The following is a 24,330-nucleotide window of genomic DNA, read 5'->3' as shown; positions in this document are numbered from 1 at the left end:
CGGGACCCATACGCCGCGGCGCTATTTTGAGAGACGCTGTTCGACGACTTGCTGTCAACCACTAATTTCTGTGGTTATGGGTCCCGGCTCAAGACCGGGACGACACCGGTTTGTTGGGTGGCGCCTTAGCGCCGCACCTACTCCGCTATTTCAACACCCCCATTCGCATAGACATGCCGCCATCACCCGCGGCCGGGCGCAAAATTGGTGGAATCGCCAACGGGCTCCTTTAAGGAAGGCCGCGGTTCCCTTATGAGGAGCAGCAAGGCCATGATGCTCGCTCTGGTGGACGAGGATGGCTATGGGAGTCATCCGATGTTCGACTGGATCAAGAAGAACTTGTTTGGCAGGCAGCCGCAGGTCGATCCATACGATCAGTGTGTCATCGAATTCATCGAGGAATGCAGGCGGCAGGGCTGCGTACTGTCGAGCTACGATCACCAGGATCGTAGCTTTCGGTTCGGCACTGATGCTGGCTTGAAGGTTCAGCTCGACAATCTGTTTGCGAGCTGGCTCCCACTGGACCAGCACGGCCGTGCCGAGGCAGTTGCGAAGTTCGTTCGCTCGATTGTCGAGTCAGGGGAAAACACCGAGATATCGCCGGAGACGCTCTCGGAGCAACTGATGCCTGGCATCCGCGCCCGCACATTGATTGGTGGCGCGATGTTGCAGAACTGGATCGCTGGCGCGCCGGCGGATGGAACCACGGAAATCGCGTGGCTTCCATTCGCGGGAGATCTTGCCGCCTGTGTCGTGTGGGACAAGCCGCTGACGATGGCTCCAATGACGCGCCTCAACTTGAAATTTGCGGATATCCCGATCGACAGGGCGATGTCGAGAGCGATGACGAACTTCCGTGCGAGGATGCCTGCGGTAGTTTTCGAACCCGTCGGCAAGGGCGTCTTCGGCTGCAACATGCTTGACGACCATCAATCGGCGCTCCTTCTGCTGCAGCTGGGAAAGGACTATGTCGTGCCTCCCCTCGAAGGTACGCCTGTCGCGCTCGTCCCAAGTAGGAATACCTTTTATGTTACCGGCAGTGCCAACACAGCGGGGCTGACGACGTTGCTGGACAGGTCTGAAACGGCAAGCCAGTTGCCGCATTTCTGCTCGTCGATGATCCTGCAATGGGCCGGCGATCGCTGGTCGGAATTTCATTTTGATTCGGGTACCGCCAACGCGGATCGGCAGCGACGAATCGCACTGGATCGACTGACCAACGACTACCGTGTTCAAAAACAACTGCTGGATCAATTTTACCAAAAGCAGAGCCTGGATATTCCTGTTTCCGAGGTTCTGGTCTTTCACAAACCGAATCAGGAGACGTCGCTTGTCACCGTTACAGCGCTGGGTTCGGCGGCCAGGGGCACGCTCTTGCCGCAGGTCGAGCGCCTCAATTTTGTCAAGCAGACCATCGATCCGCGCACGGGCCAGGCGCAAGCTGACGACGTCGCTGATGTCGCCTGGTCCGAAGCCATGGACGTTGTCGGCAGTCTCCTTGAGCCGGTTCCCTACCTCTACCCCCCGCGCTTCCGCGCGTTGGGTTTTCCCGATGCGGTCGCCTGGGCAAAGCTCAAGGCGCTGACGCGACAGAAGTGAATCGATCGGGCCGCCTTTGCGGGCCGCCTAATCGATTCCCGGCTAATCCGATCCGTTGGTCGGCCTGAACCCGCTTTTACCCCGCGATCTCAAGCCCCGCATTCGCATACACCACGCCGCCATCGACCGCGATGGTGTTGCCGATGACATAATCGCCGGCGCGCGAGGCGAGATAGATCGCAATCCCCGCCATATCCTCATCGGTGCCGATCCGCTTCGCCGGAATGCGCTTGGCAACGTCGTCGGCGTGGTCGCGTGCGGCCTTGTTCATGTCCGACTTGAAGGCGCCCGGCGCGATCGCGGTGACGTTGATATTGTCCTTGACCAGTTTGGTCGCCATGCGCCGCGTCAGGTGGATCACCGCGGCCTTGCTCGCGGCGTAGGAATAGGTCTCCGTCGGATTGACGAAGATGCCGTCGACCGAGGCGATGTTGATGACCTTGGCCGGCCGTTCGTGCGAGGCCGCCGCGCGCAGCGGTTTCGCCAGCGCCTTGGTCAGGAAGAACAGCGACTTGACGTTGAGGTCCATGACCTTGTCCCAGCCGCTCTCCGGAAACTCGTCGAACTCGGCGCCCCAGGCGGCGCCGGCATTGTTGACGAGGATGTCGAGCTTCGGCTCGAGCTTGATCATCTCGGCGGCCAGCCTGTCGCAGCCTTCGACCGTTGAAATATCGATCGGCAGCGCGATGCACTCGCCGTCATAGGCTGCGGTGAGCTCTTTTGCGGTCGCTTCGCAGGGACCGGCCTTGCGCGCGGTGATATAGACCTTCGCAGCTCCCTGCGCGAGAAAACCGGCCGCGATCATCTTGCCGATCCCGCGCGATCCGCCCGTCACCAGCGCGACGCGGCCCTTTAGCGAAAACAGATCCTTGAACATGCGTTCCTCCTTTGCTCTTGCCAGCGGTTTTGAGCGCGGCAACGGAACGAGTCAAGGAAGTCCACTCCTGTCGTCCCTGCGAACGCAGGGACGACGGCTACGCCGCGTCGATGCGCCGAAAGCCGTTCCACATCGCGGTGGCGGCGCCGGAGGTCAGCACCGGGATGATGCGCTCGTCCTGGTAATTGCCGTTGAGCGAGACCCGCTGCAGCGCGGTCAAATGGCCTGCGCTTTCCGGGAAGATCATGCCCGGCCGAGTCGTCACCGCGGTCTTGAAGCCGGCCGCCTTGGCGAGTGTGAACTCCCGCTGGCCAGCGGCGATCTTGTCGCCATAGGGATAGGCAAGATGCAGCACCGGGCGTTGCAGCGCCGCCTCGATCCGCATCCGGCTGGTGGCGATTTCGAAACTGGCGGTCGCCTCGGTCTGCTTCGCCAGATTGCAATGCGTGATGGTATGCGCGCCGATGGTCACCAGCGGTTCGTCGGCAAACGCCTTCAACTCGTCCCAGGACATGCAGAGGTCGCGGGCGATCTTCGTCTCGTCCACATCATAGCGCGTGCATAGTGCGGAGATTTCGCGCTGCACGTCGAGCTCGCCCGGCAGGCTGCGCAGCCACTCGTGCAGCCGGTCGAAGGCGACCTGCTTGGCCGCCGGCGTCGAGGCATCGAGACGGGTAACCACGCCGCCGATCGGCACCTCGATCGAGGAAGCCTTGGCGAGCGCCAGCTCCATTGCAACCCACCACAACCGGCCGGTGCCTTCGGCGAAATCGCTGGTGACGTAGACGGTCATGGGTGCGTCGAATTCACGCATCACGGGCAACGCGAAATCGCGGTTGTCGCGATAACCGTCGTCAAAGGTGAAGCAGGCGAAGCGCCGCGCGAAATTGCCTTGGGAAAGCCGCGCATGCGCCTCGTCCATGGTGACCAGGTCGACGTTGAGGGACCGCAGATGCGCCAGCACCGCGCGCAGGAATTCGGGTTCGACCTCGAGATGATAATTGGGCTGGAATTCCACGTCGCGGCGCGGGCGCACATGGTGCAGCATGAAAATTGCGCCGACACCTGCGAAGATTGGTCGCAGCAGATAATGCGCACCCGAGAAGTAAAGCGCTTCCAGTCCGGCGCGGATAACGGTGTTGCGGAGCATTTTCATCAGGACTTGCCGCCTGTTTCATTATGTTTCTAACTTAGCGGCAGACCGTTGAACAAACGGTTAGCTGGGCAAATATCTGCACCCCGACGCTTCTCTGCTATTTCGGGTTTGACAGCCCCGCAAGGGTTTGTTTTCTCTCTGTTTCCGGACCCTTAGGAACTCGAATGCACGGACTTTTCAGGTGGAGTGGCAAATGGTGGCCGGGTGTGATTCCGCTCGTCATCCTTTGGGGTTTCGCCGCCTGGACAAGCACCGTGCCGCTGGAAGCCGACCTGGCGCAGCGTTCTACCACAGCGCTGAAAGATACCGTCCTCGACAAAAGGCGAATAGTGGTTGCGGGCCGGGACGTGACGTTTGCAGCCGAAGCCTTCTCGGAAGAGGGCCGGCTGAGCGCGGTTGCGTCGGTGGAAGCGGTGCCGGGCGTGCGGCTGGTCAATGACGAAACCCGCCTCGTTCCCGAAGCCAAGCCGTTCGTTTGGTCGGCTGAACGCGACGTCGTCCGGGTGACGCTGGGCGGCAGTTCGCCGCTGCCTTCGAGCAAAAGCAAGCTGACGGAAGCCGCACGCGCGATGCTTGGTGGCGTCGAAGTCTCCGACCGCATGAACCTGGCTCGCGGGGCGCCGCAGCGCTTCGACGCTGCCGCGCTGCTGTTGCTCGACCAGATCGCAAAACTGAAGGACGGAAAGATCACGCTGTCGGACAACAAGGTCACGCTGTCAGGGATGGCGCGTGAACTTGGCGGCCGGGAAGCCATCGCCGCCGCTCTGAAAAATCTGCCTGAGGGCTATTCGGTCGCGGCCAACGACGTCAAGGCGCCGCCCTACATCTTCCAGGCCTACAAGGACCCGGTTGCGGTGACGCTGACGCTGACCGGCTATGTGCCCGACAACAACGCCCATGCGGCGCTGGTGGCGGCGGCGGGCCGCAAATTCTTCAGCGAGAAAGTCGTCGACAACCTGAAGGCGAGTGTCGGTGCGCCATCGGGATTTGCCGCGGCCGTCGTGCCGGCGCTCGGCGCGCTGTCGCGGCTCTCGACCGGGACGCTCGTGGTCAGCGACCGCGAGGTGAAACTGTCGGGCGATGCGCTTTACGAGGCGGCCGCGACCCAGATCCGTGCCGGCCTTGGCAAGGAGTTTCCGCAGGGGTGGCAATTCAAGCCTGAAATCTCGGTCAAACCGACCGCGGCGCCGGTCGACCCCACAGTCTGCCAGCAACTGTTTACCGACCTGCTCGGCAAGGCCAGGATCCGGTTCGAATCCGGGAAGGCCGACATCGTGGCTGACTCCGCCGGGCTGCTCGATCGGCTGATCGAGACTGCATTGCGCTGCCCGAACGCCAATATCGAGGTCGTCGGACATACCGATTCCGACGGCGAGGAACCCGCCAATCAGGCGCTCTCGGAGAAGCGCGCCCAGGCGGTCACCGATTATCTGGTCAAGGCAGGACTGCCCGCGAACCGTTTCACGTCGACCGGCCTTGGCAGCACCCAGCCGATCGCCGGTAATGACACCGACCAGGGCAAGGCGCAGAACCGCCGTATCGATTTCGTGGTGAGGTAAGGATGGCCTTTCTGGCGTCGTTCTTCTGGGGCTGGCTGTTGGGCTCACTGCTGCTTGGGCTCGCCATGGGCTGGATTTCCATCGTTCAGCACGGCGAGGGCGTATCGAAAAAATGGAAGCGGTGGCTGGCGGCGCTGGCGGTCGTCTTGGTCGCGGCCGCGGTTTCGCGCGTGGTTCCCGGCCGGTTTGGCTATTGGCTCGACCTCGGGCTGATCATGTTCGCGCTCTATCTTTGCGGCTGCGCGGTGGGGTCGTGGCTGCGGGACTGGGTGGTCTCGCGCAGCGCGCCCGCGGCTTGAAACGCCCCGGTATGACCCGTTCCAGCCCAAGGGATTGGTTGAGGGATTGGCTGAGGGATTGCCCTGGGGATGCCCCAGCGGACCCGGCCGGAGCCCGCTTTGGACGCGCAGAATGCAGCAAAACTGTGCATCCACTGTCATCAAACCCGCCTAATAGATTGAAGAACCGCGTTTTATTGTCGTTAGACGAATTCCACTCCGGCCCAAAACGCGCTACTGGAGTCCCCAGGGAGCAGCGGAGCGTCGGCGGAATTCGCACCGTTGCCGTCGTCGCGGGATCGCAATTCGAGGTCTAGATGCTGGAAGCAATACGCAGGGCGATTTCGTTTCTGCGCCAGAAGCAGGTCCTGCATAAGCTCGGGGTTGTGATCAGCATCGCGGTCATCGGAACCGCGTGCTACGTGCTCTATCATATGCTGCGGGGCATCGACACCAACGAGGTGATCGAGGCCATCAAGAGCACGGAACCACGCCAGATCGTGCTGGCGGCGCTGTTCGTGGCGGCGGGTTACTTCACGCTGACCTTCTACGATCTGTTTGCGGTGCGGGCGATCGGCCACACCCACGTCCCCTACCGCATCACCGCGCTTGCCGCCTTCACCTCCTATTCGATCGGCCACAATGTCGGCGCCAGCGTCTTCACCGGCGGCGCGGTGCGCTACCGCATCTATTCGGCCTGGGGTCTGAACGCGATCGACGTCGCCAAGATCTGCTTTTTGGCCGGGCTCACCTTCTGGCTCGGCAATGCCGCTGTGCTCGGGCTGGGCATCGCCTATCATCCGGAAGCCGCAGCTTCGATCGATCAGTTGCCGGTCTGGCTCAACCGTGCCCTGGCGTTTGCGATTATCGCCGGCCTCGTCGGCTATGTGGTCTGGGTCTGGACCCAGCCCCGCGGCGTCGGCCGTGGACCCTGGAGCGTGACGCTGCCGGGCGGGCCGCTGACGCTGCTGCAGATCGGCATCGGCATCATCGACCTCGGGTTCTGCGCGCTGGCGATGTATATGCTGGTGCCGGACGAGTCCAATGTCGACTTTATCTTCGTCGCGGTCATCTTCGTCTCGGCGACGCTATTGGGCTTTGCCAGCCACTCGCCCGGTGGGCTCGGCGTGTTCGACGCCGCCATGCTGGTCGGGCTCTGGCAGATGGACCGGGAGGACCTGCTGGCCGGGATGCTGCTGTTCCGGGTCCTCTATTATATTGCGCCTTTTGTCATATCTGTAATCTTGCTGACGCTTCGGGAGGTTATCCTGGGGGCGCGGTCGAAGCGCCTGCGCCAATTGACGCCTGCCTCCGACGCTGAGCCGAGGCGTGAGGCCGTCTATGTGCGCGAACGTGGAGACACCGGCGCCTGAAAGCGCGTAAAAGCGCAAAAGACAGAGGGAACAAAGCCAACGATGGCGATCGACGATTCCTCCTCTTCCTCCTCCTATTTTGCCCCATGGTCCGACCGGTTACGGCATTCGGCCATTATCCTGCTGGTCGCGGGCCTCGCTTTGTCGGTATTCGTTGCGACCGGCGAACTCGGGGTGGCGCGCGCAATTGCCGCCTTTATCTGCATTGCCGCCGCTGCCCTGGTGCCATGGCGGCTGCATGATGCGGTCACCTCGCGCGAGGACGTTCGCGGCGTCAATCCGGTCGAAGCCGCCGCCGTCAGCGCCGTCGTGGCCGGCATGCCGGATCCGGCTGTGCTGCTCGACCGCGCCGGCCGCGTCCTCCATCTCAATGCGGCGGCAGCCCAGCTGGCGCCTGCGCTGCGCAAGAACGAGCTTGCCCAGTTCGCGCTTCGCTCGCCCGAAATCATCACCGCCCTGCGCGAGGCGATCGCGACCACCGAACCGCGCCGCGCGACCTATCTCGACCATGTGCCGGTCGACCGCTGGATGGAGCTGATCATCACGCCGGTGCCGGTGCCGACGCTGTTCGGCGGCACCGACAAGTGCATGCTGATGACGTTCCACGACCAGACGCCGCTGCGCCGGGTCGAGGAGATGCGCGCCGATTTCGTCGCCAATGCCAGCCACGAACTGCGCACGCCGCTCGCCGCCCTGTCCGGCTTCATCGATACGCTGCAAGGGCCGGCCAAGGATGACGTCAAGGCGCGCGAGCGCTTTCTCGGCATCATGCACGCGCAGGCGACGCGGATGGCGCGGCTGATCGACGATCTCTTGTCGCTGTCGCGGGTCGAATTGTCGGCGCACGTTCGGCCCGACACCTCGGTCGACATCGTGCCGATCATCCGCCAGGTCGCCGACGGGCTGGAGCCGCTGGCGCATGAACGCCAGGTCACAATCGACATCGATCTGCCTGAGCTGCCGGTGACGATCGCGGGTGATCGTGAGGAACTGCTGCGGCTGTTCGAAAATCTGATCGAGAACGCGCTCAAATATGGCGCGTCCGGCGGCAAGGTCATCGTCTCGCTGGTGCAGGCGGCTTCCGCCGACGGCGCGCCTGAGGTCCGCGTGCTGGTGCGCGATTTCGGGCCCGGAATTGCCCCGGAACACCTGCCGCGGCTGACCGAGCGGTTCTACCGGGTCGATGTCGGCGACAGCCGGGCGCAGGGTGGAACCGGGCTCGGTTTATCCTTGGTGAAACATATTGTTAACCGCCATCGCGGCCGGCTTTTGATCGAAAGCGTGCCCAAAAACGGGGCCACTTTTACCGCCTGCTTTCCCCAGGCAAAACCTCCGGCAGGGGCTTAAAATCTAGCGATTTCAATCGCTTGAGGCTGTCATCCAACTGTCATCGAACCTTCGTAAAAGCTCTACTGACCGCACCTAAACGGATGCGGCGTGAGCGCGATCGGGCGTTAACAGGCGCTTCGCTCACCAGATGGAGACCAGCCATGAATTTCATCAAGACAATCGTCGCGGCAGGCCTCGTCGCCGCCTCGACCTCGGCATTCGCCGCCGACATCACCGGCGCGGGCGCCACCTTCCCGTTCCCGGTCTATTCCAAGTGGGCCGATGCCTACAAAAAGGAGACCGGCAACGGTCTGAACTACCAGTCGATCGGCTCCGGCGCCGGCATCAAGCAGATCCTGGCCAAGACCGTGACCTTCGGCGCCACCGACGCGCCGCTGAAGGCTGAGGCCCTCGAAAAGGACGGCCTCGTGCAGTGGCCGATGGTGATGGGCGCGATCGTCCCCGTCGTGAACCTCGAAGGCATCAAGTCGGGCGAACTCGTGCTCTCGGGCGAAGTGCTCGGCGACATCTATCTCGGCAAGATCAAGAAGTGGGACGATCCTGCGATTGCCAAGCTCAATCCGAAGCTGAAGCTGCCGACCGACGCCATCACCGTGGTCCGCCGCTCCGACGGTTCGGGCACCACCTTCAACTTCACCGACTATCTGTCGAAGTCGAACGCCGAGTGGAAGACCAAGGTCGGTCTCGGCACCGCGGTCGAATGGCCGACGGGCGTTGGCGCCAAGGGCAATGAAGGCGTTGCCGGCAACATCGGCCAGACCAAGAACGCGATCGGCTACGTCGAATACGCCTACGCCAAGCAGAACAAGCTGACCTACGCCGCGATGGTCAACAAGGCAGGCAAGACCGTGCAGCCGACGGTGGCCTCGTTCCAGGCTGCTGCGGCCAATGCCGACTGGGCGAAGGCGCCCGGCTACTACGTGATCCTCACCGACCAGCCCGGCGAAACCTCGTGGCCGATCACCGCCGCGACCTTCATCCTGATGCACAAGTCCGCGACCGATAAGGCCGCGTCCCAGGAAGCCATCAAGTTCTTCAAATGGTCGTTCGAGAAGGGCGGCAAGATGGCTGAGGAACTCGACTACATCCCGATGCCGGACTCCGTGGTCAAGCTGATCGAAAAGACCTGGACCGCCGAGATCAAGAGCTGAGCTTGAGAACAAGAGCCGGACCGCGTTCCGGCCCGGCGACAATGGGAGCGTGCTCCCACTCTGCCCAACCCGGTTTCCGGGTTGGGTCTTTCCCTCCGGGCAGGAGGGCGAATACAGGCGGGTCTGGTTTGCCAGGTGACTTGGTCGACGGGGTCTTGGTCGACGGGGGTCTTGGTTCAAGAGTCCGGTGCAAAACCGGCGCCGGGTCCGGGGCAGTTGGGCTATACAGTACAGGGGATTGGCGTGGCAGACATGGCCGTTCAGAGCGACGTGATGGAAGCTGCAGGACCTTACGATCGCGCCAGGGCCCTCAGTGCCTTCAAGCTTGGTGACGTTACCTTCTATTGGCTCACGCGCGCTTGCGCGATCTCGGTGCTGCTCATTCTCGGCGGCATCATCTTATCGCTGATCGTCGGCGCCTGGCCTGCGATCAGGGAATACGGCTTCTCGTTCCTGTTCACCTCGCGCTGGGCGCCGTCAGCCGATCCACCGGTGCTGGGCGCGCTCGGGCCGATCTACGGCACGCTGATCACCTCAGTGATCGCGATGATGATCGCCATTCCGGTCGGTATCGGCATTGCGGTGTTCCTGACCGAGATCTGTCCGATCTGGCTGCGCCGGCCGATCGGGCTCGCGGTCGAACTGCTCGCCGGCATTCCCTCGATTATCTACGGCATGTGGGGCTTCTTCGTGCTGGGCCCGTTCTTGGCCAACTCGTTCCAGCCGTTCATGATCAGCATCTTCGACGGCGTGCCGGTGCTCGGCACCATCTTCGCAGGTCCCCCGTCCTATCTCAGCCTGTTCAACGCCGCGCTGATCCTGGCGATCATGGTGCTGCCCTTCATCACCTCGATCTCGGTCGACGTCTTCAAGACGGTGCCGCCGGTGCTGAAGGAAGCCGCCTACGGCGTCGGCTGCACCACCTGGGAAGTCGTCCGCAACGTCGTGATCCCCTACACAAGGGTCGGCGTGATCGGCGGCGTGATGCTGGCGCTCGGACGCGCGCTCGGCGAGACCATGGCGGTCACCTTCATCATCGGCAATTCGTTCAAGATCTCGTCCTCGATCTTCGCGCCGGGCACCACGATCTCGGCGGCGATCGCATCCGAATTCGCCGAGAGCGACGGCCTGCACCAGTCCGGCCTGATCCTGCTCGGCCTGCTCCTGTTCGTGCTGACGTTCTTCGTGCTGTCGGCCGCCCGGCTGATGCTGATGCGGCTGGAAAAGAAGGCGGGGAGCTGAGCCATGAACCCGATTTACGCCTCCCGCCGCCGCAACGACATCATCATCCGCGGCCTCTGCGTCGGCGCCGCTTTGTTCGGCGTGACCTGGCTCGCGCTGATCCTGTTCACGCTGTTCTATAACGGCCTGGCCGGCCTCAACCTGGCCGTCTTCACCCAGGACACGCCGCCGCCCGGCTCGACCGATGGCGGTCTGCGCAACGCCATCATCGGCTCGATCATCATGACCGTGATCGGGGTCGGCATCGGCGCGCCGCTCGGCATGCTGGCTGGAACGTATCTCGCCGAATACGGCAAGCATGACCGGCTCACCTCGCTGATCCGCTTCATCAACGACATCCTGCTCAGCGCGCCCTCGATCATCATCGGCCTGTTCGTCTACGGCGCCATCGTGGTGCCGATGGGCGGCTTCTCGGCCTTTGCCGGCTGCCTGGCGCTGGCCGTGATCGTGATCCCCGTGGTGGTCCGCACCACCGAGGACATGCTCGGCCTGGTGCCCAATCCGCTGCGCGAAGCGGCGTCCGCCCTCGGCCTGCCGCGCTCGCTGGTGATCAAGCGCATCGCCTATCGCGCCGCGCGAAGCGGCCTCATCACCGGCGTGCTGCTCGCCACCGCCCGTGTCGCCGGCGAAACCGCGCCGCTGCTGTTCACCGCGCTGTCGAACCAGTTCTTCAGCCTGGACCTCACCAAGACGATGGCGAACCTGCCGGTCACCATCAACAACTTCGTGCAGAGCCCCTACGAATACTGGAAGCAGCTCGCCTGGAGCGGGGCGCTGCTCATCACCCTGACCGTACTCGCCCTGAATATTGGCGCGCGCATCCTTGGCGCCGAGAGGACCGCAAAATGAACGATCTTTCCGTATCCGTGAGTGCTGCGAACGGACCTGTTCCGCAGGTCGCCTTGCCCGACGCGCCGCCGAAAGTGACCGCGCGCGGCCTGAACTTCTACTATGGCGAGCACCATGCGCTGAAGAACATCAACCTCACGCTCGGCACCCACCGCGTCACCGCCTTCATCGGGCCGTCCGGCTGCGGCAAGTCCACGCTGCTGCGGATCTTCAACCGGATGTACGACCTCTATCCGGGCCAGAAGGCGACCGGGCAATTGATGCTCGACCAGACCAACATCCTCGACCCCAAGCTTGATCTCAATCTGCTGCGCGCCCGGGTCGGCATGGTGTTCCAGAAGCCGACGCCGTTTCCGATGACGATCTACGAAAACATCGCCTTCGGCATCCGCCTTTATGAGAAGATCTCGAAATCCGAGATGGACGGCCGCGTCGAAAAGGCGTTGCGTGGCGGTGCGCTGTGGAACGAGGTCAAGGACAAGCTGAATGCGTCGGGCCTCAGCCTGTCCGGCGGCCAGCAGCAGCGGCTCTGCATCGCGCGCACCGTGGCGGTGCGCCCTGAAGTGATCCTGTTCGACGAGCCCTGCTCGGCGCTGGACCCGATTTCGACCGCCAAGGTCGAGGAACTGATCCAGGAATTGTCGGAGGACTACACCATCGCCATCGTGACCCATAACATGCAGCAGGCGGCGCGCGTCTCGGACAAGACCGCCTTCATGTATCTCGGTGAACTGGTCGAGTTCGACGACACCAACAAGATTTTCACCTCGCCGAGCGATCGACGCACCCAGGATTACATTACCGGCCGGTTCGGCTAAGCGCACATCGCGAGGAGAAGACAATGGCTTCAGAACATACCGCGAAGGCGTTCGACAGCGATCTTCAGGAATTGACCCGTCTGGTCGCCGAAATGGGCGGCCTTGCCGAACGCATGATCACCGAATCCGTCGATGCCTTGATCCGGCGCGATGTCGCGCTCGGAAAACGCGTCGTCGCCTCCGACGTCGAGATCGACCGCCTGCAGCACCTCATCGAGGAACGCGCGGTGCTGACGATTGCCCGCCGCCAGCCGATGGCCATCGACCTGCGCGAGATCGTCGGTGCCATGCGGGTGGCCACCGATCTGGAGCGGATCGGCGACCTCGCCAAGAACATGGGCAAGCGCGTCGCGGCGCTGGAGAACGATTTCCAGCCGCTGAAATTGATCCGCGGTCTCGAACACATGACCGATCTGGTGCAGTCGCAGGTCAAGTCCGTGCTCGACGCCTACGCGTCGCACGACCTGCCGGCGGCGATGGCGGTCTGGAAGGGCGACGAGGAAGTCGACGCCATCTGCACCTCGCTGTTCCGCGAGCTCCTGACCTACATGATGGAAGATCCGCGCAACATCTCGTTTTGCATCCATCTGATGTTCTGCGCCAAGAACATCGAACGGATCGGCGACCATGCCACCAACATCGCCGAGACCGTGTTCTACATGATCGAAGGCCAGCAGATCCTCGACAAGCGCCCGAAGGGCGACATGACCAATTTCGCCACCACGGTGCCAGGAAACTAGAAGCGAAACTAGAAGCGGAACTGGAAGCGGAAGACGTTCGCGTAACAAACCGCGTCAAAATCGGATATCAAGAGGCTGACATAGATGAACGCACGCATTCTGGTGGTTGAAGACGAGGAAGCGCTCACCACGCTTTTGCGCTACAACCTCGATGCCGAAGGCTATGAGGTCGAAACCGTCGCCCGCGGTGACGACGCCGATACGAGGCTGAAGGAGCGGGTGCCCGACCTGATCGTGCTGGACTGGATGCTGCCGGGCCTGTCCGGCATCGAACTGTGCCGCCGCTTGCGGGCGCGGCCGGAGACCAAGGCGCTGCCGATCATCATGCTGACCGCGCGCGGCGAGGAAAGCGAGCGGGTGCGGGGGCTGGCGACCGGCGCCGACGACTACATCGTAAAACCCTTTTCGGTGCCGGAGCTGCTGGCGCGGGTGAAGGGCCTGTTGCGGCGGGCGAGCCCGGAGCGGCTGGCCACCGTGCTGACCTATGGCGATATCGAACTCGACCGCGAGAAGCGCCGCGTCGCGCGCTCGGGCCGTCCGATCGATCTCGGCCCGACCGAATATCGCCTGCTGGAGTTTTTCCTGGAACATCCCGGCCGCGTGTTCAGCCGCGAGCAACTGCTCGACAGCGTCTGGGGCCGCGACATCTATATCGACGAACGTACCGTCGACGTCCATATCGGCCGCCTGCGCAAACTGCTCAACCCCGGCCGCGAACAGGACCCGATCCGCACCGTGCGCGGCGCCGGCTACGCGCTGGATGATCGGTTCGCGAAGGTGGAGTAGCCAATACTCTATCGTCGTCCCTGCGAACGCAGGGATCCATAACCACCGATCTCATTTTTTGAAATGAGCTGGAGCTCCAGCCAGGCATAACCACGAACCCCTGTGGTTATGGGTCCCGGCGTTCGCCGGGACGACAGCGATGTTTTCCGCGTAGCTTCCGCGCAGCCCTTACCTTGTCGGCTTCGGTGCCGGGCGGCGGCGATCGGAGGCCGGCTGATAGGCGATGCGCGAGTGATGTGCGCAATAGGGCAGGCTGGTGAGCGCCTTGCCGCCGCAGAAAAAGAATTCCGAGCTGGAGGGATCGCCGATCGGCCAGTGGCAGGTGGCCTCGTTCAGTTCGAGCAGCGTCAGCCGCTGGCTCATCGGCACCACATTGTCGTAGGCGACCGGATCCGGCTCCATCTCCACCTCGAAGGCGTGGGCCAGCGCGGTATTGCCGCGCGACACCGGGCGCGCCACCCGCATCATCTGCTGGGCGGGGCGCGCCTTGCGCTGACGCGGCGCGGCCGAGGAGGGGCTCTTGGCACGGCCGGAAAGACCCAGCCGATGCACTTTGCCGATCACTGCATTTCGCGTCACATTCCCGAGTTCCGCGGCGATCTGGCTGGCGGAAAGTCCGCCCTCCCAGAGCTTTTTAAGCTGCTCGACGCGCTCGTCGGACCAGGTCAATACCGTCATCGCATTCTTCCCTTCGCACAGAGCCGGCCAAACCGGGGGCAGCGCTGGCGATGCCAATTCTCAAAAATCCCAGCGGGCAGAATCCCTTAGCCCTCGCCGGGCGCAAAAAAGCCGCCCGAACGTTTACGCCTTACAAAATGGACTCTAGGGGTCAGTACTTCCGCACGAGATGTCGTACCCGACAGCCCAGACGCTACAATATGGCGGGACTCTGGCGCAAGAGTCCGCGTCCGTGCGTCCACATGTTCCGGTATTTATGCATTGTAATTGGAGTTTTCCACGGCACCGGAATGCTACGGATTGCTTTATCCTGCACTGCAGGAAAGCCCTTTTTAGGCGTGTTGACACGGTCCAAAGCCAGCATAGAATGCCTGTCACGTGCCGCCCCGAAAAGGCGGCACGTTTTGTTTTCGCAAGACCGGCTGTGCCGCGTTCGCACCAATGCACGCTATGTGGCCGGTCTCTAACCGTCAGTGATGGCCATGACCAACAGCGCCCCGTCGCATCTGCTTCCCGTATTCGCGAGAGTCGATCTCGGTTTCGAACGCGGCGAAGGCGCGTGGCTGATCTCAACGTCCGGCGAGCGCTATCTCGACTTCACCTCGGGCGTGGCGGTGAATGCGCTTGGCCACTGCCATCCGCATCTGGTCGCAGCCTTGCAGGAGCAGGCCACCAGGCTCTGGCACATGTCGAACCTGTTCCGGAGCCCGGACGGCGACAAGCTTGCAGCAAGGCTGTGCGAGCAGAGCTTTGCCGATCTGGTGTTCTTCTGTAATTCCGGCGCGGAAGCGATGGAATGCGCGATCAAGGTCGCGCGCCGCTATCACGCCGCCAAGGGCCATCCCGAGCGCTATCGCATCGTCACCTTCGAGGGCGCGTTCCACGGCCGCACGCTGGGCACGCTGGCGGCGACCGGCTCGGCCAAATATCTGGAAGGCTTTGGTCCGCCGCTGGATGGCTTCGACCAGGTCGCGCATGGCGATCTCGAAGCGGTCAAGAAGGCGATCGGGCCGCAGACCGCCGCGATCCTGATCGAGCCGGTGCAGGGCGAGGGCGGTGTCCGCAGCGCGCCGCATGCGTTCTTCAAGGCGCTCCGCCAATTGTGCGACGACAAGGGCCTGCTGCTGATTTTCGACGAGGTGCAGACCGGCATGGGCCGCACCGGCGATCTGTTTGCCTATAAGCGCATCGGCGTCACCCCCGACATCATGTCGCTGGCAAAAGCGCTCGGCGGCGGTTTTCCGATCGGCGCCTGTCTCGCCACGGCAGAGGCGGCGTCCGGCATGACGCCGGGCTCGCACGGCTCGACCTTCGGCGGCAACCCGCTGGCGATCGCCTCCGCCAACGCGGTGCTCGACGTGATGCTGAAGCCCGGCTTCTTCGAGCACGTGCAGAAGGTGTCGCTGCTCTTGAAACAGAAGCTCGCCTCCGTGGTCGATCGCTATCCTTCCGTGCTGGCAGAAGTGCGCGGCGAAGGGCTGCTGATCGGCGTCAAGGCCGTCGTGCCCTCGGGCGATCTCGTTGCCGCGCTGCGCGACCAGAAGCTGCTGACGGTCGGCGCCGGCGACAATGTCGTGCGCTTCCTCGCGCCCCTGATCGTTTCCGAATCCGAAATCGAGCAATCCGTCCAAAGCCTCGAACGCGCCTGCATCGCGCTGTCGGGCGACAAGAAGAAGGCGGCGGGGTGATGAGCAAGTCCCTACGTCACTTCCTCGATATCAGCGAGCTGCCGCCGAAGGAATTGCGCAACATGCTGGACCTGAGCGTCGCCATGAAGGCGAAGCTGAAGGCGCATGAGAAGAACAGGAAGCCGCTCGAGGGCAAGACGCTGGCGATGATCTTCGAACGGCCGTCGACCCGCACCCGGGTCTCGTTCGACGTCGGCATGCGCCAGCTCGGGGGCGAGGCCATCATGCTGACCGGCGCGGAAATGCAGCTCGGGCGCGGCGAGACCATCGCCGATACCGCGCGCGTGCTGTCGCGTTACGTCGATGCGATCATGATCCGCATCCTCAATCACGATGCGCTGCTGGAGCTTGCCGCCAACGCCACCGTGCCCGTCATCAACGGGCTCACCCGGCGCTCGCATCCCTGCCAGGTGATGGCTGACCTGATGACGTTCGAGGAGCATCGCGGCTCGATCGAGGGCCGCACCGTGGCCTGGACCGGCGATGACAACAACGTCTTGGCGTCATGGGCGCACGCCGCGGAGCGCTTGAAGTTCAAACTGAACGTGGCGACCCCGCCGCAACTCGCGCCGAACAAGGCGATGAAGGACTGGATCAAGGCGACGCAGGCGCCGATCGTGCTCGGCAACGACCCGGAAGCCGCCGTCGCCGGCGCCGACTGCGTCGTGACCGATACCTGGGTGTCGATGGGCGACAAGGATGGCGAGCATCGCCACAACGTGCTCAAGCCCTACCAGGTCAACGCCCAGCTGATGTCGCTGGCCAAGCCCGACGCGCTGTTCATGCACTGCCTGCCCGCCCATCGCGGTGAGGAGGTCACCGACGAGGTGATCGACGGCCCGCAATCGGTGGTGTTCGACGAAGCCGAAAACCGCCTGCATGCGCAAAAGGGCATTCTGGCCTGGTGTTTTAACGAAGTGGCGTAGGTCAAAATAATTGTCGTCCCGGACAAGCGAAGCGCGATCCGGGACCCATACGCCGCGGCCCAAATGATTTGAAGGCAGTGGTTGACGCCTTGCCTTACTCAGAACTCCCTGTGGTTATGGGTCCCGGCCTTCGCCGGGACGACAATGACCCCCTTTCGATTCATCCCTTCCGACCCCAGATAAAGCGCCATGACTCAATCCCCCGACATCAAAATCACGACTGAGGCGCCGATCCGTGCGCCATCGGCGGTTCCCATTGACGATGCGGCGCTGCCGTTCGAGGTCAATGCGCTCGACCTGCGCGGACGGCTGACCCGGCTCGGCCCCGCGCTCGACGACATCCTGACCAAGCACGATTACCCGGCCCCGGTCTGCAAGCTGCTCGGCGAGGCCATTGTGCTGGCGACGCTGCTCGGCTCGTCGCTGAAGTTCGACGGCCGCTTCATCCTGCAGACCCAGACCGACGGCCCGGTGTCGTTCCTGATCGTGGATTTCCAACTGCCGGATCGGCTGCGCGCCTATGCGCGCTTCGATGCGACGCGGCTGAAGGAAGGACAGGATTCCGGCGCGCTGCTCGGCAACGGCCATCTGGCGATGACCATCGACCAGGGCGCGGACATGAGTCGCTATCAGGGCCTGGTGGCGCTGGAGGGCGGCAATCTCGAAGACGCCGCGCACGAATATTTCCTGCGCTCCGAACAGATCCCGACCCGGGTGCGGCTTGCAGTCGGCGAGGAATGGCGCGGCAGCGGCGATGGTCCGAAACACCGCTGGCGCGCCGGCGGCATGCTACTGCAATTCCTGCCCCAGGCGCCGGAGCGGGCACGGCAGGCCGACCTCGATCCCGGCGATGCGCCGGAAGGCGCCGTGACGCATGCGGTGGCCGAAGACGACGCCTGGGTCGAAGGCCAGTCGCTGATCTCGACCGTCGAGGATGTCGAACTGCTCGATTCGGATCTGTCGGGCGAGCGCTTGTTGTACCGCCTGTTCCACGAACGCGGCGTGCGCGTGTTCACGCCGTTAGCCCTGCGCGCGCAATGCTCCTGCTCGCGCGACGCGGTGTCATCGATGCTGAAAAGCTTCCAGCCGCAGGACCGCGCGGAAATGGTCAAGGACGGCAAGGTGGTGGTGACCTGCGAGTTCTGCTCGTCGGTCTATGAGTTCACGCCTGATGAAGCGGGCGTGGAATAGTGCTCTTGTCATTCCGGGGCGCGCGTAGCGCGAGCCCGGAATCCATCAGGCCGCATACGCTGTCGCTCCATGGATTCCGGGTTCACGCTTCGCGTGCCCCGGAATGACGGATGGAGAGTGCGACAAAACAACCCGACGGGCAAATCACTTCCGTTTTTCGGAAGGTGTGTCAAGTCCCGGAACAGAAAATATTTCTGTTTACCAGAACTGCAAATCAGGTGCATATGTTTGGCCATCCCGTCCTACTCAGAAGGGCGTCGGCCGTCGTCACGGACGTTGGGCGGGTTGCGGTGGACGCTGGTTTACGCCTCGACGACGGCGTGGATTAAGCGTACGGCAAAACCGTGTGGTCCTGGCGCCCGTTGCAGGCGTCAAGCTGTCGGAGAAGCGCAAGCGGGAACGGCAGCGACGGAGTCAACCAAGAACTCGTCTCCGGGGAGATCACGGCATAAGCCGTAAAGCCATTGCGCAGGGAAGGCCGGGTGTTCTCCGCTGCCCTGTATGCTCGTGTGCACTTTGTTTTGTGCAATCCGCACGCGAGACCGCGGGTGCAGCGCGCACCCGGTCTTCCCTGCGCCCTCAGTTTGAGAGGGCAAGGAAATTTCTGGCAAAGCTCGGGCGCAATGCGTCGCGAGATCGCGAACACGCATTCAGTTGTCATCGCCCGGCTTGACCGGGCGACCCAGTATTCCAGAGACAGCAGTGATTGAACCGAGAAGCCGCGGCGTACTGGATCGCCGCATGCGCGGGGATGACAGTGGAATGTGGGGCCGCACGTTCGCCGGGACGACGTGCGGTGAGACAAGCGCCCCTAATTCAACACCCGCTTGTTATCCGGGCTATCAAGCGAAAATGTCGGCACGTCGATCTCGAATTTCTCGCCGCTTTCGTTGACCATCTGATAGCGCCCGGTCATGAAGCCGGACGCGGTGGGGAGCGGTACGCCGGAGGTGTATTCGAAGCGTTCGCCGGGGGCCAGCACCGGCTGCTCGCCGACCACGCCTTCGCCGCGGACTTCCTGCTTGCGGCCGGTGGCGTCGGTGATGATCCAGTGCCGCGTCCGCAGCTGCACCGTCTCGTTGCCGGAATTGGTGATGACGATCGTGTAAGACCAGAAATACTGACCCTTATCGACCGACGAGCGCTCCGGCATGAAGTTCGGTTCGACGGTGACTTCGATCAGACGGGTGACGGCGCGGTACATGATGAAAAGCTTCCAGAATCCTGTGGCGCAGCATAGCGAAGAAAGCCGGTGGAACCAATCACCGGGCGGCCGGCGCGGGCGGGCTGTTGAGCTATTCCATCCTCGTTTCAACATAGTTTCGCCCTAAGGCGCACCCGCGCGGTTCCGACCCCCGTATCTGGCTTGTATTGCGTGCTTGCGGGCCGATATTATCCTTACGGCCGTGCAATTTGCTTGGATTCGCTGCCAAAACGGTGCCCGATGTCGTCCATTGCCGATCAGATTGCCGGACCGTCCGCGAGTGACGCGGCGGCCGCCTCCGCGCCGGCGATCACGCTGCCCGCGGCCGGCGAGCGCGAATTGCGGCTCGATCTGTTTCGCGGGCTGGCGCTGTGGCTGATCTTCATCGATCATTTGCCGCCGAACATCCTGACCTGGTTCACGATCCGCAATTACGGCTTTTCCGACGCCACCGAGATCTTCATTTTCATCTCCGGCTATACCGCGGCGTTCGTGTATGGCCGCGCCATGCTGGAATCCGGCTTCGTGATCGCCACCGCCCGCATCATGCGGCGGGTCTGGCAGATCTACGTGGCGCACGTGTTCCTGTTCACGATCTTCCTGGCGGAAATTTCCTACGTCGCCACCAACTTCAACAACCCGCTGTATTCGGAAGAAATGGGGATCATGGATTTTCTCAAGCAGCCGGATGTCACGATCATCCAGGCCTTGCTGCTGAGATTCCGCCCCGTCAACATGGATGTGCTGCCGCTCTATATCGTGCTGATGCTGTTCCTGCCCATCATCCTGTGGCTGATGAAGTGGCGGCCCGACGTCTCGCTGGGGCTGTCGGTGGCGCTCTACGCGGCGACCTGGCAGTTCGATCTGTACCTGTCGGCCTATCCGAACGGCACCTGGTTCTTCAATCCGTTCGCGTGGCAATTGCTGTTTACGTTCGGCGCCTGGTGCGCGCTCGGCGGCGCGGTGCGGATGTCGGCGATACTCTCCTCGCCGATCACAATGTGGATCTGCTTTGCCTATCTGCTGGCCGCCTTCTTCGTCACGCTGACCTGGCATCTTCCGCAGTTGAATTTCTTGATGCCGAAGCGGCTCGAACAGTGGATGTACCCGATCAGCAAGACCGATCTGGATGTGCTGCGCTTCGCGCATTTCCTGGCGCTGGCGGCGATCACCGTGCGCTTCCTGCGCAAGGATTGGCCGGGGTTGAAATCGCCCTGGCTGCGACCATTGATCCTGTGCGGGCAGCATTCGCTTGAGATATTCTGCCTCGGCGTCTTCCTCGCCTTTGCGGGGCATTTCGTGCTGGCCGAAATCTCCGGTGGAGCGGGCCTGCACTTCCTGATCAGCGTCGTCGGAATCCTCATCATGTCCGGCATGGCGTGGGTCATTTCGTGGTACAAGAATTCCGCCGACAAGAATGCGAAGAAAAAGGGCGCTGTTGGCAACGCCGATATGGCGGGAGGGGGCTGATGAAGTCCAACCCGATGATGATCCTGGGGCTGACCTTGATTGCCGGCTTGCTGGCCGTGGCCCCCGTGCGCGCCGAGGAGGCCCCCGCCAATTGCGAGGTTCCGGCGTATCTGCTGACGTCCGAGAGCAAGCTGCCCAAGGTCGAGACGGCCATTGCCGGCGACCGCCGGCTGGAAATTCTGGTGGTGGGCAGCCGGTCGTCGAGCATCCCGTCGTCCGAAGCCAGCGCCTATCCCGGCCGGCTGCAGGCGATGTTGAAGGAGGCGCTGCCGAAGGTCGCCGTGAACGTATCCGTAGAACTACAGGTCAAGAAGACGGCCGAAGAGGTCGCTGGCGGACTTGTTAAGCTGGTCGAGCTAAAGAAGCCTACTTTGGTTATCTGGCAGACCGGCACCTACGATGCTATTCGATCGATCGATCCCGATGATTTCCGCGCCGGTGTCGAAGATGGCGTTGCTGCGTTGCAGAAGGCAGGGGTCGACGTGATCCTGATGAATCTGCAATACAGCCCGCGTACTGAAACGATGATTTCCGCGCCGCCCTACCTGGATAATATGCGTGTGGTGGCGCAGCAGCACGACATTCCCTTGTTCGACCGCTTCGCCATGATGCGGCACTGGAGCGACGCCGGAGATTTCGACCTGTCCAGCACGTCGCATGGCCCTGACCTGGCCAAGCGGGTGCACGATTGCCTCGGCCGCGCGCTTTCGAAATTCGTGATCGACGCGGCGCATGTGAACCCGGCCCAGCAGAATTGAGGAACTAGCGTAAATGAGTCGTTACTGCCCTTTTTCCCCGTCTGCATCGCTGGCAGCGTTCGCCATCGCGGCGACGGTGCTGCTGATGCCGGCGTCCGTTTTGCAGGTGCAGGCGCAGGCGACCCAGACCGCCCAGCAGGCGACGTTATCCGACACGGCCAAAACTGAAGCCGCCAAACCGCCGGCGGCGCCGACCACCGGTGCGGGCAGCGTGGCGGCCGCCGAGCCGTCCGGCCCGGCGGCGCAGAGGAGCGTGACCGGCAAGGCGATCGACAAGGCGAAAGAGGTCGCGAAATCGGCCGCCGACATCTTCAGCCGCGTTCCCTGCCTGCCGCCGAAGGGTGGCGCCAAGAAGATGGGATCGCTGCCGCGTGTCGCGGGCAAGCTCGCCGCGGGCGAGCCGGTGGTGATCATCGCGTTCGGATCGTCGTCGACCGCGGGCTTCGGCGCGACCTCGCCGGAATTCAACTATCCCAACCGCCTCGCGGCGCAGCTGCACCGGCAATACCCGACCGCCGACATCACCGTGATCAATCGCGGCCAAGGCGGCGAGGACGCGCCCGAAATGATGAAGCGGCTGCAGACCTCGGTCATCGACATGCATCCGGACCTGGTGATCTGGCAGGTCGGCACCAACGCCGTGCTGCGCAATCTCGATCCGGCCGAAACCATCAAGCTGGTGGAAGACGGTGTCGCGCGCATTCAGGCGACCGGCGCGGATCTGGTGCTGATCGATCCGCAATATTCGCCGCGCGTCAACGAACGCGCGGAGAGCGCGGGCAAGATGATCAATTTGCTGGGCAAGGTTGCCGAACTGCGCAAGGTCGGCATCTTCCCGCGCTTCGAGGTGATGCGCGACTGGCACGAGAAGCAGGCGATCCCGATGGACAATTTCGTCATCGCCGACGGCCTGCACATGAGCGACTGGGGCTACGCCTGCTTCGCGCAACTGCTCGGCGACGACATCATCCGCTCCGTCGGCCAGATCAAGCTCGGCGTCAACGTGCCGTCCGACGTGCGGACCTATCGGCCGATGTGATTGCGGCTATCGCCGGTACCCACCGCCGTCGTCCCTGCGAACGCAGGGACCCATACGCCGCGGGCCAAATGATTACAGGCAGTGGTCGATGGCTTCCCTAACTCACAACGCCCTGTGGTTATGGGTCCCTGCGTTCGCAGGGACGACACCTGTTGTGTGGCTACATTCGCAATCAGCTCACGCCTTCTCCAGCGCCTGCACAAAATCCTCGATCAGGTCATCCGCATGTTCGAGCCCGGCGGAGAATCGAATAAAACCCTCGCTGATGCCGAGTTCGGCGCGCGCCTCCGGCGTCAGCCGCTGATGCGTCGTGGTCGCCGGATGGGTGACGAGGCTCTTGGCGTCGCCGAGGTTGTTCGAGATCCGTGAGATCTGCAGCGCGTTGAGGCAGCGGAACGCGGCCTGCTTGCCGCCCTTGACCTCGAAGCCGACCAGGGTCGAGCCGGCGCGCATCTGCCGCTTCACCAGTTCGGCCTGCGGATGGTCGGCACGGCCGGGATAGATCAGCCGCGAGACCTTCGGATGGTTCGCCAGCGCGTCGGCGACCTTGCCGGCGGTCTCGGTCTGCGCGCGCACCCGCACCGCCAGCGTCTCCAGGCCCTTCAGCAGCACCCAGGCGTTGAACGGCGAGAGCGACGGGCCGGTATGGCGCATGAAGTTATGGAGGTGCTCGGCGACGAATGCTTCCGAGGACAGGATGATGCCGCCGAGGCAGCGGCCCTGGCCGTCGATGTGCTTGGTCGCAGAATACACCACGACGTCGGCGCCGAGTGTCAGCGGGCTCTGCCAGATCGGCGTGGCGAACACATTGTCCACGATCAACCGTGCGCCGCCACTGTGCGCGATCTCGGCAATCGCCGGGATGTCGAGCACGTCGAGCGTCGGATTGGTCGGGCTCTCGAGGAAGAAGGACTTGGTGTTCGGCCGCAACGCGCGCTGCCACTGGTCGAGGTCAAGACCGTCGACCAGCGTCGTCTCGATGCCGTAGCGCGGCAAGAGATCCTGCACCACGTAAAGGCAGGAGCCGAACAGGGCTTTCGAAGCGACCACGTGGTCGCCGGCCCGGAGCGGTGCGAGGATCGCGGTCGTCACCGCGGCCATGCCGGTAGCGGTCGAGCGCGCGGCTTCCGCGCCCTCGAGTTGCATCATGCGGCGCTCGAACATCTCGATCGTCGGATTGGAATAGCGCGAATAGATAAAGCCGGGCTCCTCGCCCTTGAATCGGGCCTCGCACTGCTCCGAGGTGTCGTAGACGTAGCCTTGGGTGAGGAACAGCGCCTCGGACGTCTCGCCGAATTGCGAGCGTAGCGTGCCGCCATGGACAAGGCGGGTTTCGGGACGATAGCGGGTGGTAGACTTAGCCTCAGGCATGTGACCTCCGTCGTGACCACCATTGAAAATGGTCACAAAAAACCGGCCTGGAAAAATTTCCACAGGCCGGGATCACACGTGTCCCCGGCCTGTTTAGCGACTTATTTAACGTGGCTGCAAGCCGGCCGGCTCAAATCACCACGGGATAAGTCATGCTGATATTCCCTCGCGCCCTTTTCGTCAAGCCGGCCATCGGATAACCCCTAAATGCCCATATTTATGAGGTT

Annotated in this window: 22 protein-coding genes and 1 riboswitch; of the genes, 17 read left to right on the top strand and 5 right to left on the bottom strand. The window is 63.0% G+C overall.

What is annotated here, in order from left to right; genetic code table 11:
- The first annotated feature begins 270 nt into the window (after nt 1-270).
- A complete protein-coding gene (locus ABIE49_RS18065) occupies nt 271-1,599 on the top strand; it encodes a hypothetical protein (protein WP_192735474.1) in 1,329 nt (442 codons plus the stop codon).
- Nucleotides 1,600-1,675: 76 nt separating this feature from the next.
- Here ABIE49_RS18065 and ABIE49_RS18060 read toward each other — a convergent pair whose 3' ends face one another.
- Nucleotides 1,676-2,476, bottom strand: a complete 801-nt coding sequence (locus ABIE49_RS18060; RefSeq protein ID WP_192735473.1) for an SDR family NAD(P)-dependent oxidoreductase — start codon at nt 2,474-2,476, stop codon at nt 1,676-1,678.
- Between the two features lie 97 nt (nt 2,477-2,573).
- Nucleotides 2,574-3,632 (bottom strand): polysaccharide deacetylase family protein, encoded by a 1,059-nt coding sequence (locus ABIE49_RS18055; protein WP_192735472.1) that lies wholly within the window; start codon nt 3,630-3,632, stop codon nt 2,574-2,576.
- A 164-nt stretch (nt 3,633-3,796) separates the two neighbouring features.
- Here ABIE49_RS18055 and ABIE49_RS18050 point away from each other — a divergent pair, with 164 nt between their 5' ends.
- From ABIE49_RS18050 to phoB, 10 genes are all read left to right on the top strand, one after another.
- Nucleotides 3,797-5,191: an OmpA family protein gene (locus tag ABIE49_RS18050; protein WP_192735471.1), complete on the top strand. Its 1,395-nt coding sequence runs from the start codon at nt 3,797-3,799 to the stop codon at nt 5,189-5,191.
- 2 nt (nt 5,192-5,193) lie between these two features.
- Nucleotides 5,194-5,490, top strand: a complete 297-nt coding sequence (locus ABIE49_RS18045) for a hypothetical protein (protein ID WP_192735470.1) — start codon at nt 5,194-5,196, stop codon at nt 5,488-5,490.
- A 296-nt stretch (nt 5,491-5,786) separates the two neighbouring features.
- Nucleotides 5,787-6,842, top strand: coding sequence for a lysylphosphatidylglycerol synthase domain-containing protein (locus ABIE49_RS18040; RefSeq protein ID WP_192735469.1), 1,056 nt, complete (start codon nt 5,787-5,789; stop codon nt 6,840-6,842).
- A gap of 42 nt (nt 6,843-6,884) precedes the next feature.
- Entirely contained in the window at nt 6,885-8,189 is a 1,305-nt protein-coding gene (locus ABIE49_RS18035; RefSeq protein ID WP_192735468.1) for an ATP-binding protein, read from the top strand.
- Nucleotides 8,190-8,332: 143 nt separating this feature from the next.
- Nucleotides 8,333-9,343, top strand: a complete 1,011-nt coding sequence (gene pstS / locus ABIE49_RS18030) for a phosphate ABC transporter substrate-binding protein PstS (protein WP_192735467.1) — start codon at nt 8,333-8,335, stop codon at nt 9,341-9,343.
- Between the two features lie 252 nt (nt 9,344-9,595).
- Nucleotides 9,596-10,585: a phosphate ABC transporter permease subunit PstC gene (gene pstC, locus ABIE49_RS18025; protein WP_192735720.1), complete on the top strand. Its 990-nt coding sequence runs from the start codon at nt 9,596-9,598 to the stop codon at nt 10,583-10,585.
- Nucleotides 10,586-10,588: 3 nt separating this feature from the next.
- Nucleotides 10,589-11,434 carry a phosphate ABC transporter permease PstA gene (pstA, locus tag ABIE49_RS18020; protein ID WP_192735466.1) on the top strand — a complete coding sequence of 282 codons (846 nt, stop codon included), beginning with the start codon at nt 10,589-10,591 and terminating at the stop codon, nt 11,432-11,434.
- Nucleotides 11,431-12,252, top strand: a complete 822-nt coding sequence (gene pstB, locus ABIE49_RS18015; RefSeq protein WP_192735465.1) for a phosphate ABC transporter ATP-binding protein PstB — start codon at nt 11,431-11,433, stop codon at nt 12,250-12,252. Before pstA ends, pstB begins: the two co-directional genes overlap by 4 nt.
- 23 nt (nt 12,253-12,275) lie before the next feature.
- Complete coding sequence (gene phoU / locus ABIE49_RS18010; RefSeq protein WP_192735464.1) at nt 12,276-12,992, top strand: phosphate signaling complex protein PhoU; 717 nt, start codon at nt 12,276-12,278, stop codon at nt 12,990-12,992.
- Between the two features lie 84 nt (nt 12,993-13,076).
- The gene (phoB, locus tag ABIE49_RS18005; RefSeq protein WP_192735463.1) at nt 13,077-13,778 is read left to right on the top strand and encodes a phosphate regulon transcriptional regulator PhoB; all 702 of its coding nucleotides are present in this window, start codon (nt 13,077-13,079) and stop codon (nt 13,776-13,778) included.
- Nucleotides 13,779-13,946: 168 nt separating this feature from the next.
- On the opposite strand, the gene ABIE49_RS18000 is transcribed toward phoB, so the two are convergent.
- Nucleotides 13,947-14,456, bottom strand: coding sequence for a GcrA family cell cycle regulator (locus ABIE49_RS18000; protein ID WP_192735462.1), 510 nt, complete (start codon nt 14,454-14,456; stop codon nt 13,947-13,949).
- 482 nt (nt 14,457-14,938) lie between these two features.
- Here ABIE49_RS18000 and ABIE49_RS17995 point away from each other — a divergent pair, with 482 nt between their 5' ends.
- From ABIE49_RS17995 to ABIE49_RS17985, 3 genes are all read left to right on the top strand, one after another.
- Nucleotides 14,939-16,144, top strand: a complete 1,206-nt coding sequence (locus tag ABIE49_RS17995) for an aspartate aminotransferase family protein (protein ID WP_192735461.1) — start codon at nt 14,939-14,941, stop codon at nt 16,142-16,144.
- Nucleotides 16,144-17,070 carry an ornithine carbamoyltransferase gene (argF, locus tag ABIE49_RS17990; protein ID WP_192735460.1) on the top strand — a complete coding sequence of 309 codons (927 nt, stop codon included), beginning with the start codon at nt 16,144-16,146 and terminating at the stop codon, nt 17,068-17,070. The genes ABIE49_RS17995 and argF overlap by 1 nt, the downstream gene beginning before the upstream one ends.
- A 189-nt stretch (nt 17,071-17,259) precedes the next feature.
- Nucleotides 17,260-18,261 carry an Hsp33 family molecular chaperone gene (locus ABIE49_RS17985; protein ID WP_192735459.1) on the top strand — a complete coding sequence of 334 codons (1,002 nt, stop codon included), beginning with the start codon at nt 17,260-17,262 and terminating at the stop codon, nt 18,259-18,261.
- Between the two features lie 811 nt (nt 18,262-19,072).
- Here the strand turns inward: ABIE49_RS17985 and apaG are convergent.
- Entirely contained in the window at nt 19,073-19,465 is a 393-nt protein-coding gene (gene apaG / locus ABIE49_RS17980) for a Co2+/Mg2+ efflux facilitator ApaG/CorD (RefSeq protein ID WP_192735458.1), read from the bottom strand.
- Nucleotides 19,466-19,705: 240 nt separating this feature from the next.
- Between apaG and ABIE49_RS17975 the strand changes: the two genes are divergently transcribed.
- From ABIE49_RS17975 to ABIE49_RS17965, 3 genes are read left to right on the top strand one after another with little or no spacing between them, the layout of a single operon-like run.
- On the top strand, nt 19,706-20,935 hold the full coding sequence (locus ABIE49_RS17975; RefSeq protein WP_192735457.1) for an OpgC domain-containing protein: 1,230 nt from the start codon (nt 19,706-19,708) through the stop codon (nt 20,933-20,935).
- Nucleotides 20,935-21,693, top strand: coding sequence for an SGNH/GDSL hydrolase family protein (locus ABIE49_RS17970; protein ID WP_192735456.1), 759 nt, complete (start codon nt 20,935-20,937; stop codon nt 21,691-21,693). The genes ABIE49_RS17975 and ABIE49_RS17970 overlap by 1 nt, the downstream gene beginning before the upstream one ends.
- A gap of 13 nt (nt 21,694-21,706) precedes the next feature.
- The gene (locus ABIE49_RS17965) at nt 21,707-22,732 is read left to right on the top strand and encodes an SGNH/GDSL hydrolase family protein (protein ID WP_192735455.1); all 1,026 of its coding nucleotides are present in this window, start codon (nt 21,707-21,709) and stop codon (nt 22,730-22,732) included.
- Nucleotides 22,733-22,909: 177 nt separating this feature from the next.
- Here ABIE49_RS17965 and ABIE49_RS17960 read toward each other — a convergent pair whose 3' ends face one another.
- Complete coding sequence (locus ABIE49_RS17960) at nt 22,910-24,103, bottom strand: O-succinylhomoserine sulfhydrylase (protein ID WP_192735454.1); 1,194 nt, start codon at nt 24,101-24,103, stop codon at nt 22,910-22,912.
- A gap of 72 nt (nt 24,104-24,175) precedes the next feature.
- Nucleotides 24,176-24,255, bottom strand: a riboswitch (SAM riboswitch).
- Between the last annotated feature and the right edge of the window lie 75 nt (nt 24,256-24,330).

The sequence above is a fragment of the Bradyrhizobium sp. OAE829 genome (assembly GCF_040546575.1).
In the GTDB taxonomy this organism is placed as follows: domain Bacteria; phylum Pseudomonadota; class Alphaproteobacteria; order Rhizobiales; family Xanthobacteraceae; genus Bradyrhizobium.
This window is presented reverse-complemented; position numbering and strand designations above follow the sequence as displayed.

Bases quoted from the DNA above. Each gene is read 5' to 3' on its own strand.
- ABIE49_RS18065 (WP_192735474.1), top strand. From the start codon at position 271: ATGATGCTCGCTCTGGTGGACGAGGATGGCTATGGGAGTCATCCGATG.
- ABIE49_RS18060 (WP_192735473.1), bottom strand. From the start codon at position 2,476: ATGTTCAAGGATCTGTTTTCGCTAAAGGGCCGCGTCGCGCTGGTGACG.
- ABIE49_RS18055 (WP_192735472.1), bottom strand. From the start codon at position 3,632: ATGAAAATGCTCCGCAACACCGTTATCCGCGCCGGACTGGAAGCGCTT.
- ABIE49_RS18050 (WP_192735471.1), top strand. From the start codon at position 3,797: ATGCACGGACTTTTCAGGTGGAGTGGCAAATGGTGGCCGGGTGTGATT.
- ABIE49_RS18045 (WP_192735470.1), top strand. From the start codon at position 5,194: ATGGCCTTTCTGGCGTCGTTCTTCTGGGGCTGGCTGTTGGGCTCACTG.
- ABIE49_RS18040 (WP_192735469.1), top strand. From the start codon at position 5,787: ATGCTGGAAGCAATACGCAGGGCGATTTCGTTTCTGCGCCAGAAGCAG.
- ABIE49_RS18035 (WP_192735468.1), top strand. From the start codon at position 6,885: ATGGCGATCGACGATTCCTCCTCTTCCTCCTCCTATTTTGCCCCATGG.
- pstS (WP_192735467.1), top strand. From the start codon at position 8,333: ATGAATTTCATCAAGACAATCGTCGCGGCAGGCCTCGTCGCCGCCTCG.
- pstC (WP_192735720.1), top strand. From the start codon at position 9,596: ATGGCCGTTCAGAGCGACGTGATGGAAGCTGCAGGACCTTACGATCGC.
- pstA (WP_192735466.1), top strand. From the start codon at position 10,589: ATGAACCCGATTTACGCCTCCCGCCGCCGCAACGACATCATCATCCGC.
- pstB (WP_192735465.1), top strand. From the start codon at position 11,431: ATGAACGATCTTTCCGTATCCGTGAGTGCTGCGAACGGACCTGTTCCG.
- phoU (WP_192735464.1), top strand. From the start codon at position 12,276: ATGGCTTCAGAACATACCGCGAAGGCGTTCGACAGCGATCTTCAGGAA.
- phoB (WP_192735463.1), top strand. From the start codon at position 13,077: ATGAACGCACGCATTCTGGTGGTTGAAGACGAGGAAGCGCTCACCACG.
- ABIE49_RS18000 (WP_192735462.1), bottom strand. From the start codon at position 14,456: ATGACGGTATTGACCTGGTCCGACGAGCGCGTCGAGCAGCTTAAAAAG.
- ABIE49_RS17995 (WP_192735461.1), top strand. From the start codon at position 14,939: ATGACCAACAGCGCCCCGTCGCATCTGCTTCCCGTATTCGCGAGAGTC.
- argF (WP_192735460.1), top strand. From the start codon at position 16,144: ATGAGCAAGTCCCTACGTCACTTCCTCGATATCAGCGAGCTGCCGCCG.
- ABIE49_RS17985 (WP_192735459.1), top strand. From the start codon at position 17,260: ATGACTCAATCCCCCGACATCAAAATCACGACTGAGGCGCCGATCCGT.
- apaG (WP_192735458.1), bottom strand. From the start codon at position 19,465: ATGTACCGCGCCGTCACCCGTCTGATCGAAGTCACCGTCGAACCGAAC.
- ABIE49_RS17975 (WP_192735457.1), top strand. From the start codon at position 19,706: ATGTCGTCCATTGCCGATCAGATTGCCGGACCGTCCGCGAGTGACGCG.
- ABIE49_RS17970 (WP_192735456.1), top strand. From the start codon at position 20,935: ATGAAGTCCAACCCGATGATGATCCTGGGGCTGACCTTGATTGCCGGC.
- ABIE49_RS17965 (WP_192735455.1), top strand. From the start codon at position 21,707: ATGAGTCGTTACTGCCCTTTTTCCCCGTCTGCATCGCTGGCAGCGTTC.
- ABIE49_RS17960 (WP_192735454.1), bottom strand. From the start codon at position 24,103: ATGCCTGAGGCTAAGTCTACCACCCGCTATCGTCCCGAAACCCGCCTT.